Source organism: Candidatus Sungiibacteriota bacterium (assembly GCA_016432465.1).
Lineage (GTDB): Bacteria > Patescibacteriota > Minisyncoccia > Sungbacterales > HO2-52-23.
Genome location: CP066690.1, coordinates 754581 through 766760 on the forward strand (window position 1 = coordinate 754581; position 12180 = coordinate 766760).

Here is a 12180-nt window from a genome sequence, read left to right on the forward strand (position 1 = left end):
ATGACTAACAGCAAAGTTGATTATTATATCGCTATTTTAGTTGGGTTTCTAACCGGCGTATTTGTCCTGCCCACGCTTTTTAATCTTGGCCTTCGCGAGCGGATAATTTTTTTGGCGCTTCCTCTGGCAGTACCCGTTATTTTTGTTGCGGGTATATGGGTGGGCGGTTTTGTGTCGCGCTGGTTTGGTTTTTTTTCGCAACTTTCCAAGTTTGCCGCTGTGGGATTTTTAAATACGGCTATTGATTTTGGAGTGCTTAATGTTTTGAGTATTCTAACCGGAGTTACCGGAGGATTTATTTTGGGCGGGGTCAATGTGCCCGGATTTTCTTTGGCTGTTATTAATAGTTATTTTTGGAATAAATTTTGGGTTTTCAGAGACAGAACCGAGAAGGGCGTTTTTGAAGATTTTCCCAAGTTTCTTGCCGTGACTCTCTTGGGACTCCTTTTGAATAGCGGAATTGTGGTATTTATTACCACTTATGTTCCGCCGATTCTGCCTGTGGGCCAGGATGTTTGGCTTAATATAGCCAAAGCCGCGGCCACGGCCGTTGCCTTGGTCTGGAATTTTGTGGGATATAAATTTTTGGTGTTTCGTACGAAGGTTTAGCGGGTGCCCTCGGGGTTCTCTTTTCGCGACACGTCTCGGCGGCTCCAGTGCCTAGGCCCTTCGGGCCGGCATCCCGGCGCTTCGCCGCCTAGGGACGGCCGCCTCGCTAAGGGTCGTCGCGATTTTCCTCGCTATCGCTCGGAGCCAAGCAAATCGCTCCTCCCATTGTCGCAAGAAAGAGAACCCCTCGGCCCGCTAAAATTCATATGGGGTTGGGTTTGGAGTAGTAGTTGACAACAGCAAGGTGGGGTGGTAAACTATTCTTTAGTTTCTACCTTGTTACGACGGAAAGGGGATAAGGATGAAAAGACGCTTTTGGGTCTGTGCGGTTTTGATTGCTCTGATATTTTTCACAGGGGGATTGGTGTACGCGGAAAATAACTATAGTGGTGATCTAGGACTACAACAGCAGGAGGTCGGTTTTCCAAAGCTGATTATTATTCTGCGCCACTCAACCCAAGAAGGGAAAGAACTAGTCCATCAATATTTTAAGGCGGCAATAGAGCCACAACAACTCCCCAAGGTTTCCGATCTTGATGTCCATTATCGTTACGAATGGGAATGTATGAAGGAGTTTTCTATCACCCTAGGGGGCCAACCGGCGGATTTGTGGTATTTTATTGCACTCAGAAGAGTTGGTGAGGGTTTTAATCTCTCCATCAAACAAGCCTTTAGAAGTAGCGTGTATGGTGAGGGAATAAACACCAAAGTTAGTGTGCCATATACTTTTTTATCAGAAGGCAGGAGATTTGAGATTTTTATGTGGTCCGTACAACCGTCCGATTTCAGCTTAGATGGGTATACTGTTTTTAATCAGAAGGAGCTGGAGTCCGTCTTGGGGAAAGAGGTCTATGAACCTTTTTCATGCCGGACTCAGAGACGAGAAATGAGGACAATAGAAATTAAATAAAGTGCTTAGTCGCCTCGGGACGAGGCGTCTTTTTATTTTAGAGATAATATGATACAGTATTCTTTATGAGCGAGCTGGTACTCTATCGTAAACATCGCCCCAAAAGTTTTGAAGAAGTTATCGGGCAGGAGCATGTGGTGGGCGCACTTACTAACGCGATTAAAATGGGCAAAGTTGCTCATGCTTATTTATTTTCCGGACCGCGGGGGGTGGGGAAAACAACTATTGCGCGTCTGATTGCCAAAGCTCTCAACTGCGAAGAGAATAAAAAACCGTGTAATTCCTGCGATTCCTGCAATTCTTTTAATCAGGGCCGTGCTATGGATTTAATAGAGATTGATGCCGCTTCCAATCGGGGGATTGACGAGGTGCGGCAACTTCGGGAAGGAGTGCGTTCTGTCCCTGCGCAGGGAAAATATAAAGTGTATGTTATTGATGAATGCCATCAACTAACAAAAGAGGCATTCAACGCCCTTTTAAAAACATTGGAGGAGCCGCCAGCTCATGCGGTTTTTATTCTTGCTACTACAGAACTTGAAAAAGTTCCGGCAACGATAGTATCGCGTACCCAGCATTATGATTTTAGGCGACCCAATGTAAAGCAAATCGCAGAACGTTTGTCGCTTATTGCAAAAAAAGAGGGGGTAAAACTTGCTGATGATGGCGGCCGTTTGATTGCGCTGGCAGCCGAGGGCTCTATGCGTGACGGCGAATCTATCTTGGGGCAGATTATGGCCGTGGAGGATAAAGAAATCACGCGAAAAGAAGTGGAAGAAATTTTGGGATTTCCGAGGCGCGAGGCAGCCAAGAAAATGTTTGAGCTGATTGCCCAAAAAAATACTCCGGAGGCTCTTGCCTTGGTTCAGGAACTTCATGATTCCGGATACGACCTCGTGTATTTTTCCAAACTTCTTATGCAGTATTTCCGAAACGCGCTTTTTCTAAAAATAGAGTCAAACTCGACTGCGGCCGACTCCGCTCTCAAAAAATTTGTGGAGCTGGAGATACTGCCGGATGAGTTGGAGTGTATTGGCGCTAATATTCACGCGTTTTCAGACGCAGAGCTTTCACGAGGGGTAAATATTATTTTCCAAAATCTTCAGCAGTTCCGTAAAACGCCCATTCCCCAACTTCCGTTGGAGCTTACAGTAATCGAGCTTATCCAGACCCATTGACGTCTTGTTATAACAGGTGGTATTATGTTATTATTATGGGTATGCAAACAGAAAAATTTACTCAAATAGCACGTCGAGAAGTGCTCGGAGCATTGCGGGAGATATTCAGTGATCCTGATTTCGGTTTACCGTTGCGGACTAGTGTGGTACGGCGTTTGAGAAAATCGATACAATCAAAAAAAGAAGGCAGAACAAAAAACCTGGAGGAAGTGCTTGCAAAGCTCTCGCGATCTTAACATGGGGCAGTGGCATTTTGAAATTACTGATATTGCTGAAACCGACCTGAAACGTCTCGACCCGCAGATTCAAAGACGAATCAAAGAGAAGCTTTATTTGTTTATAGAAAATTTTGATTCGGTGGCCCCTCTTCCTTTACATGATCCTTGGAGGGGATTTTTTAAATTGAGGGTCGGTGACTGGCGTATAGTTTATGAAGTAGAGCCGGATAAAAAACTTATAACTATTCATGTCATTGATAATCGAGATTCCGTTTATCGGCGGCGAAAAGGATAAATATTGGGGAGTGGTGTAACTGGTAACACGTCGGCCTTTGAAGCCGAAGACTTCAGGTTCGAGACCTGACTCCCCAGATTTCTAGCGGTCCCTATCGAGAGGGGTTGGGCGTCATAGTGTGGCGTGAAATAAGCCCCCTTAACATTGTCTCAATGAGTAATTAACAACGATCAAAAATGTCATCAATAATACAAGAGCTACAAATTGAAGCTACAGAGACAAAAAACTCAGTCTCTGACTTATTGAGAAAAGCAAAAATTGTTGCAATAAAACTTGATTTAAAAGAATTTGGTGAGTGGATAGACAAAGAACTAAATGGATATGGCGGAGGTCATAAAAAAGATTTCCCAAAGTATAGGATTGTTAGAGGTGAACCAAAAGCATGGAACCTATTCCATGGCTGGCAACCAATTGGATTTACTGATGCTAAAGTTGGTGACAGTATGCGAGAAAGGGTTGTAACGCAAGCAATAGGTGAATTAGATGATTTGGCAAAAAATGATTCAGGAACTTTTATGATTGATTACAATACCGAAGCTGCAAATAGTATTAGAAAATCAATTGGCTTCGATACTGATGTAAAATTTATGTTGAGCAGAGTTGGTGTTATCGGAATTCTTGATGCAGTTAGAAATTCAATTCTTGACTGGGCATTAAGGCTCGAAAAGGCGGGTGTTAAAGGAGAAGGTATTTCTTTCTCGAAAGAGGACAGGGAAAGGGCTAAAAAGGCTGGTGATACTTATAGTATCGGGCATATTGAAAATTTTGCGGGTGCCTTAGGCCCTGTTTCAGATAATGCAACGGTCAAGGTTTATCAAATTAACAATGAGTCCAAAGAGGAGTTAAAAAAACTAATTGAACAAATTGAAAAATATATTCCTGAGATAGAACTTACTGAAGAAAAAAAGAAAGAGGTTACAAAAATGAATTTAGTTGTGAAAGAGGAAATTGATAAAAAAGAACCACAGCAGTCAAAAATAAAATCCGCATTATACTCCTTAAAGAGTATTTTTGAGGGTGCTGCGGGGAGTATAATTGCCCAAGGCATTATTGTTGAAATTAGTAAGTTCTTACATTAGGAAGCAGTCAATGTCTGGCTTCTATTAATTTAGTCCCTACCGAGACCCCTCAATAGGAAGAGGGAAGTTGCCCCTCAAAAAGCCTTTTCCGCCAGAGGCGGATCCGCCTTCGGAGGAAGGTACTTGATTCCTACAAATCCGATACCGGGGATTAGTTTCGGAAAATAAAAACTTTGTAACTTATTATGGGAAAATTCAATTTAAACGAGGAAGATTTTGATGCGGTAAAGAAAAAGGCCGAAGAATTTTATGCTAATGTCGGTGAGATTTATTGTCCCTATCTTAAAGAAAAAATCCCATTCAACGCTAAGGGGTTAAGACATCTAAAATTTAAGATAGATCAACAAGCGCGGCCAAGGAACGATCAATACGCTAGATTGAAGCTTCTCCACCTTGCTCCGCAGATATTAAAAGAGTCGCACACCCTTCAGGGAATTTGGAAAACGAGGCAACTCGAAGCGCAGAAAACAAATAGTCGTTGGGAACACACTGTTAAGGAGGTTACTTTTTGTGAATTTATCGCTGTCTTGGATAGAGTACGCGCGAAGGTTATTGTTAAAGAAGTCCATGGTGGGGAAAAACACTTCTGGAGCATTATTCCTTACTGGGGGATAGATAAAAATAACAGCAAAAGAATTTTATATAGCGGCGATCCGGAACATGATTAAACTAAAAAACGCCGCAAAACGGCATCCTTTAGTAGTACTTGGTTACAGCTTGGATAGCCGTGACAGGGCCAAGGCCCTCCAAGTACTAATCTCAATATAGCATATTTCTAGAAAAGTTGTCCACACCCCCTACCGAGACCCCTCAATGGGAGAAGGGGAACAACCCTCAAAGAAGCCCTTAGGCACTTGATTCCTAGTTAATCGATACCAAGGAGGCCAGGATCTTTGAGCACCTCGCCCGATGGCGAAGCTCGCCCATGGCGGCCGACCCGCTCCGCTGAAGCTTGGCGAAGCGGGTCGTATTCAAGAACAAAAAGTCCGCTGAGTAATAAGCGATTTTTTGTTGGAATATATTTTCTGTGGATAATTCCCAATAACCCCTATTTAAAAAATCTTTACCCATGCTATCCTTAAAAAGGGATTGTTGCCGAATATGCTTTCGTGACGAGATTTTCAGATTTCGAGCGAAGCAAAACAAAAATGGTGAGGCATATATCCCGTATCTGTCGAACAATTTTTGCAAAGCGGTATCCGAAATCTGGAAATTGCAGTAGAAATGATATTCGGCGACAGTCCCTAAAAATATAAAAACAGTTTATTTTTATGAAAAATCAAAAATTAATTATTTGGGGAAGTTTTTTCGGGGGGATAGCTGTAGCCTTAATAATCGCCGGCGTATTTTACTTAAAAGACGCCAACATGATGGCCAAGCTCGGAGAGGTATATGCCGATTGGCAGACCGTAACCGGACAGATCAGCGCCCTTACGGCGCGCCTCCCCGGGGAACTGGAGTATATCACCCAGGATCTCCCGATTCCTGATTCAGTTCAAGTCATGCGGCAGGAGGTTTATGTAGGCAGCGACGGCGTTATGTCCTATTTTGTGTCTGCAACTTTGTATCCATCTGAAGTCACCGGCGACGAAGAAGAAAATTTGCGACAAGCTCTTGGCGGTATAGTTAAGGCCGTCCCCGATGGCGTGGAAGTATTTTCGAACTACAAGGCTCCTTTTTCGGGAGCTAATTTCCTTGAGTATAAAATCTACGCTCCTCCGACCAATAATGCCTATCAAGGGAGGCTTTTCCTTACCTCCAACGTGCTCTACCAGGTCTATACATCTTATGCCGAGGAAAACTATAACGACGATGCTTACACATACTTTACGAATTCGTTTTCTTTCTAGTATTTTACTTGCTGTTCTTGTTTTTTCCGGAGCGTTTTTTGTTTTACCAAAAGAGAGTTTTGCGAGGCATCACTGTACTCCCACGCAGCCGTCTGAATGTTATAATCACCCTCCCGCGCCGCCTGAACAAAAAGAAATCAGGATTTTATGCGACGGCAGGAGAAATCCTAATTTTTGGGCCGATAGTCCCACTTGCACTGATGTAAATCAATTGAGGGGCGGCGAACTTATGACAATTGAAGGCTATGATTTTATTTTCAACGGCACACTGAGTCAATACGGTTTTCGCCTCCCAAACGGCAGTAGGTCCGGAGGCACTATTGTTTCAGCTTATCCCGGGGCTCCCAATAAAGATCCAAAAGGAGTATTTGTAAAGCCAGATTCCAACGGCCGTTTTACCGCCATATATAAAATTGACGAATCCGCGGGCGATGTCTCTTGGTTTAAGCCCGGGGCGTATCCGTTTTTTTTGGAATTTAGAAAAAATGATCCTAAAGACAAAGGACTGGTGCATCAAATTGGAGAAAAGAATTTGAATATTGCTGCTCCCAAGCCAAGCAGAATTCAAGGTTACAAAGTTGGAGCGCCAGGGCAAACTGTTCGTGTTGATGGCACAAATCCCACCACCGCCGATCCTTACTTATTTGAGGTTTCCAGGGGGTCTCATTCAGTTTCGGTTGATGTTCCAAGTGAATGGAGTGTTGGCTATACTCTTTGTTACAACAAAACTGATTGTCACAATAACAACCCTCTCAGGACTCATACCGCTTATATCAATGTTCCAAAAGGAGGGTTTGCCGATCTTTGGTGGCATTTTACTCCTCCGCCGCCAAAACCGCCGGAGCCTCCCAAACCGCCGCCGGAGCCTCCAAAACCTCAACCGCCCAAACCCCCTCTGCCTTCAGGCGGATCTTGCGATGTTTCTTTTCCAGAAAAAAAATTACATGTGTGTTTTTTTGACGGCACAGGGGCGCCCATAGGATCGGAACCAGCATTACAACAATTGAATGTAGATGCGAATGACGGTTCTTTTGTCGGCAAATCTCGTCGGTTTGAATTTGATTGGGGCAACAGTTTTTTGGCCAACAATTGGGAGAAAAAAGAGCGGGTGTCGGCGGTATGGAGAGGAAAATTGAGGTTTGGAGAAGGGGTATATGATTTTTATACGATATCCGATGACGGCATTGAGTTGAGATTTGATGATGAGATATTGATAAGTAATTGGAGCGATCATTCTTCTGTTCACGACGAGTCCAAAGATATGAAAGTCGTTGGAGGGTGGCACAATGTTCAGGTGCGATGGTATCAGAATGTCGGGAGTGACAAGTTTGAATTTGGATGGAAGTGGAAAGGAGATCTTCCATTGCCTAAACCGGAAGCGCCCGGAGTTGACTCCAAAAGAGTACGGCCGCAGGGCGTGGTTAATTTAACAAGTTGGGTTGGGTTCAAGAACGAATACCCCGCTTTTATTTATTTTGACAATACTCGCGTGAAAACAGCCACTTTGAGTTTTGATCCAAACGCAAAATACTGGCCGGGAGGCCCATGGTTTTTGGTTCCCTTGGACACGCTTAACGGAGAGCATCAAATAAAACTAACTTCAATTGATGGATTTGTTGTTTCTCCTCCAACCACCATAGAAATTTATGGCGGAAAAGACAAAATTGATCCAACCCTTGCCGTAGAGCCAAAAACCGCGCTTGTTGGAGATTTAATCAAAATAAGGGGCAAGGGGTGGACAAACGCAGAAAAAACGATTCTTTTGGTAGCGCCGGATGAAAAGAAATATGAACTTTTGAATGTTGAAAATAAATGCCCCAAAACAGGAGCGTGTTATCCTGGTGAAATTTTTTATTCTGCCAAAATTCCAGAAAATTTAGCGACAAGCGTTTATTATGTTATGGTTTTTGGCGCGGAAGGCGAAAAGGCCGCAGCCGAATTGCAAATACTTGATATAAAAAAGCCGGAAAGTGAAAAACCTATTATTATTTTAAACCCAACTTCTGGTATGGCTGGAATGACAGTAGCGGTTGCTGGAAGCGGATTTCAGCCAAAATCGGAACTTACAGCGAAATTTGATTCCGAAAAACTTGTTTTGGGACAAGGAGCCGTATTTATCTCGGATGAAAAAGGATCATTTTCAACGATAATACAAATTCCTCCCGCGACAAACTCCGGAAAACACATCATTAGCTTTTCTAGTGGAATTGGTGTTCCCACAAAAACCATTTCCGGCAGTTACAGATGCGCAAACTCAAACACAATGCCCAATTGCCGCACCCTGCCGCCAATTATTTTAAAGGCGGACGGAACTTATTCCATTTCTTCGGAAAAAGGCACATATCGGATTGAAGAAGGCGGTCTTTTTCTTTCGGAATCCAAAATTCGCGGAGTAGGAGCTTTTTTAGACAACTATTTGCAAGTCGGGTTTGAATATACATACAATAACAAAAAGCAAACACTTATTTATCTTTGGGAAGATCTCAATAATCCTCCGAAATTGCAGGAAAATCAAACCAAAAGCGATTATGCTGAAGCTGAATTTACGGTTATTGAAAAACCCATAGAGAAGCCAATAGAAAAGCCCATTGAGGAACCGGTCAATAAACCTCCGCCAGCTGACGGGGAAAAACCAGAAGATAAACCACCAGAAAAACCGATAGAAAAGCCAGCGCAAAAACCAATTACCCCTAATCCAGAAAAAACTGATGGCGTTCCAGCTAAAACCTATGGAGATATTAAATCTCCAACCTATGGTGATGTCCCAACAAAGACATATGGTAGTGTCCCCATAAAAACATATGGCGGCATTGAAACAAAAACATATGGAGATACGCCAACCAAATCCTATGGCGATATACCCACTAAAAGCTATGGCGATATCCCAACAAAGACATATGGCGATGTGGAGGCTCCTAAATACGAGGATCCTAAAACCGCTCCGGGAGAATGCAATCCCAATATTCCTCTTTATTCCCAGCCGGGATGCCGTCAACCCGGAAGTTATCTTGAAAACAGGTCTTCTTATTTTGCAGGATTTTTTGACTTTTTTCGGAATCTCTTCAAAGGTAAACCGAAACCAGAAGCAAAACCCGTCCAGGAATCAACGCGGTTTATTCCGCCTGCTTCGGTAAACCAAACGGAGAGCGAAAAGTCCGCAGACATAAAGCCGTCGCGTCCGAGCAAAGAATCTTTGCAGAAAATTCCAAAAGTGGAGACAAAAGAAATTCCTAAAGTAGCTTCTCCAAAAATTTCACCGAAGCCGTCACAAAAACTTTCCGGTAGCTATCGTTGTTGGCAGTATAATGTTAGCGGCGGAGGAGGAAGTTGCCGCATCTCACCTCCGTTAGTTCTGAAATCAGACGGTACATACTCGATGTCTTCAGAGGGGGGCACATATTCTATTGAAGGAGATCAAATCGTCCTTTCCGAGTCAAAAATAAGGGGCTCTGGAAAACTTCTTGAGGACAATATGCAGATTCGATTTGAATATGATTATAACGGGTGGCACCATACAATTACCTACCTTCGGGAAAATGTCGATGCGGAGTCTGTACCTGCCGAGGCAGCTATTCCCAAAGAAAAATATGTAGAAGTCACCCTGCACATCGTGTATCCAGAAGGAGATTATTCCGCAGACAGCGTGAATACCGTAACTCTTTATCCAAAAGAAGGTGGGTCGCAAGTGGCGCAGTCCCTCGCCTATGCCATAGATCGCTCTACAACGGAAGTTTGGTTTAGCAAGCGTTACCCGAAACAAGGATTATTGACTGGCAAAGGTTACAAGGTGATGGTCTCAAGTGGTTTTGGGGAATGGCAAGTAGGCGAGCTTGATCTTAGTAAAGTAACTGCAGATATAACGATAACTATCAATGCCTCCTCGCAGTAATCCGAAGTTGGCTTGTTGATAGTTAAGAAACCTGGGTTTATCAATAGCCCCTACCGAGATCCCTCAATATAGAGAAGGGAACCAGCCCTAAAGAAGGCCTAATGTGTCCCACTAGGCGGGGTTCCAGACCGAGGTACTCAGGATCTTTGCGACCCCAACCCGCTCCGCTGAAGCTAGAGCGAGGCGAGCCGAGATGGGTAAGTGCGTCGTTCTTTCTAAATATGTCAAAACTAAAAGGCCTTATTAGGGCCCATACTTACTGTGGTTGAAATCTGTTGAGATTAGCCTCAAATTCGTGTAACCGCATCCAGATACTGCGCAGTCTGGTGATTACTTTCCAGTTACTAATGAAAATAGCCAGACTTGAACGTACTTCTCCGAAGGCATTAGATACCTGAACAACCACTCCCAGTGTTGCTAGTCCTGCCATTAAACTTGTACCCATGACAACATATGGCAGAATAACCAAGACTTGGCCATACAGATTAAGCCATAGGTCTACATAGCCTTTATGAAAATATAAGCGACGGTAATTACGTTTGACCCCCGAGAACAGATTGAACAGTACTGTTAAGTCTGAGTGGCTGGCTTTATATTCTTCGGCTAAAGCTAAATATTTTCTGAATTCTGCTTCTACAACCTGGTTATTATATTCCAGCTTCGGAAGTTTTTGGGCAACGAACCATGTTATGGTCATGCCGCCAATGGTTATCACGAGCGCTACCCAGACCAGTGATCCGGGGATGTCAGTCAAAAACAAGTATTTAACTTCTTTGCTTAATACCCATAGGACCGGTATAAACGCTATGAGCGTCATTACGGCATTAACTGCCTGAAGGCCCAGCGACTCAACGATCTCGGCAAAAAGCGCGGGATCTTCCTGCATTCGCTGGCTTTCGCCTTCGATCTTTACTGGTACAAGTTGCCAGCGCGGAAGATAATCGTTTGTTATGGCCTCACGCCACCGGAGTCCGTAATGGCTGGTTACAAAAGTCATAATCGCGCCCAAAACTATCCAGATTGCGGCGAGTACTAAAAATCTTTCTAATCCGGCATTAAACTCTTGAATGGTATGCTCTGCCGGTTTTTGCATGATGGTGTAAAACATGCCATACCATGTGTTGAATAATACAGCCAGACGCACCTGTCCGTAAGAAAGAAGAATTAAGACAGATCCGACTCCATATGCCCACCAAAACCACTTCCTGTTCCAGAAAAATGACTTTATCATTTACCGTCCCTCTTATTCGTTTTTCAGGTAACTGTATTCATTGTATCATGGATATATAAACTAATCAATTTTTAATCCCTACCGAGTCCCCTCACTAAGGAGAAGGAAATGACCCCCAAAGGAGCCCTTGGGTACTTGATTTAGGGATAATCGATACCGGAGAGGTCAGCAATGAGCAGAAGAGGTTCGGCGGGGTGAAGTAGGACACGGGATTTTGGATCTCGGTACGAAGGTCCGAATCTTTCCCCCGCAGTGAGGCTATGCTAAGTCAGGTGACTGAGACATATGTATAAATATGAATACCGAGAAAATAATTGATATTAGATTCATTGCCCCAGTGGGCATAATGGTTTTCTTTGTTTTTATTTTTTCGCCTGCAAATTTTGTTGAAATCACCAGTTCCTTTTTAAGTATAAATTGGATAGCGAGTATAGTTGGTGTGTTAGGTGTCGGTTTTATAATTTCAAGTATCACTCATTTTTTAACAAGAATTTTCTTAGGCGAACCCATTGGCAAATATCCTCACGACCTTGAAAAGATATTTAAATTAAAACAAGAAGACCCACCTAAAACAAAAAATCCTATTGCAGCTACAGAACTTGCTATCTGGATAAACTTAGGTTTGGAAGAGAAAGAAAGTGGGAAAGGCGTCGCAGATCAAATTCATAAGCGATGGAATATGGCCGAAGCCAACTTCAATGCAGCCATGGCAGTATTCGGAGGAGTAGCTATAGCCATTATTCTGACTTTAATGAATGGAGGCAGGTTGCATTTCCCGTCTTGTTATTGGTTTATTGCGTACTTTATTTTTGCTTTTTTTCTCTTCTGTATTTTTATATTTAATGGCAAAAAAGCAAGAAAATCAGTGCTGGACATGGGTGATCTACTTGCTACAAGAAACCATCAATCATAGACCGACCGATA

At 43.3% G+C, this 12180-nt stretch carries 11 protein-coding genes and 1 tRNA gene; 11 read left to right on the forward strand and 1 reads right to left on the reverse strand.

What is annotated here, in order from left to right:
* From HYW89_04150 to HYW89_04195, 10 genes are all read left to right on the forward strand, one after another.
* Entirely contained in the window at window positions 1-609 is a 609-nt protein-coding gene (locus HYW89_04150; GenBank protein QQG45162.1) for a GtrA family protein, read from the forward strand.
* 301 nt (window positions 610-910) lie between these two features.
* A complete protein-coding gene (locus tag HYW89_04155; GenBank protein ID QQG45163.1) occupies window positions 911-1519 on the forward strand; it encodes a hypothetical protein in 609 nt (202 codons plus the stop codon).
* Window positions 1520-1584: 65 nt separating this feature from the next.
* Complete coding sequence (dnaX, locus tag HYW89_04160; protein ID QQG45164.1) at window positions 1585-2694, forward strand: DNA polymerase III subunit gamma/tau; 1110 nt, start codon at window positions 1585-1587, stop codon at window positions 2692-2694.
* 41 nt (window positions 2695-2735) lie between these two features.
* A complete protein-coding gene (locus HYW89_04165; protein ID QQG45165.1) occupies window positions 2736-2930 on the forward strand; it encodes a hypothetical protein in 195 nt (64 codons plus the stop codon).
* Between the two features lies 1 nt (window position 2931).
* Entirely contained in the window at window positions 2932-3207 is a 276-nt protein-coding gene (locus HYW89_04170; GenBank protein ID QQG45166.1) for a type II toxin-antitoxin system RelE/ParE family toxin, read from the forward strand.
* Between the two features lie 4 nt (window positions 3208-3211).
* Window positions 3212-3284: transfer RNA gene (locus HYW89_04175), tRNA-Gln, on the forward strand.
* Between the two features lie 99 nt (window positions 3285-3383).
* On the forward strand, window positions 3384-4286 hold the full coding sequence (locus HYW89_04180) for a hypothetical protein (protein QQG45167.1): 903 nt from the start codon (window positions 3384-3386) through the stop codon (window positions 4284-4286).
* A gap of 185 nt (window positions 4287-4471) precedes the next feature.
* Window positions 4472-4954: a hypothetical protein gene (locus HYW89_04185; protein ID QQG45168.1), complete on the forward strand. Its 483-nt coding sequence runs from the start codon at window positions 4472-4474 to the stop codon at window positions 4952-4954.
* Window positions 4955-5557: 603 nt separating this feature from the next.
* Entirely contained in the window at window positions 5558-6136 is a 579-nt protein-coding gene (locus tag HYW89_04190) for a hypothetical protein (protein QQG45169.1), read from the forward strand.
* Window positions 6099-10025, forward strand: a complete 3927-nt coding sequence (locus tag HYW89_04195) for a hypothetical protein (GenBank protein QQG45170.1) — start codon at window positions 6099-6101, stop codon at window positions 10023-10025. The genes HYW89_04190 and HYW89_04195 overlap by 38 nt, the downstream gene beginning before the upstream one ends.
* 256 nt (window positions 10026-10281) lie before the next feature.
* Here the strand turns inward: HYW89_04195 and HYW89_04200 are convergent, their stop codons facing one another.
* On the reverse strand, window positions 10282-11256 hold the full coding sequence (locus HYW89_04200; GenBank protein ID QQG45171.1) for a transporter: 975 nt from the start codon (window positions 11254-11256) through the stop codon (window positions 10282-10284).
* A 295-nt stretch (window positions 11257-11551) separates the two neighbouring features.
* On the opposite strand from HYW89_04200, the gene HYW89_04205 reads away from it, so the two are divergent.
* The gene (locus tag HYW89_04205; protein QQG45172.1) at window positions 11552-12169 is read left to right on the forward strand and encodes a hypothetical protein; all 618 of its coding nucleotides are present in this window, start codon (window positions 11552-11554) and stop codon (window positions 12167-12169) included.
* The last annotated feature ends 11 nt before the right edge of the window (window positions 12170-12180 follow it).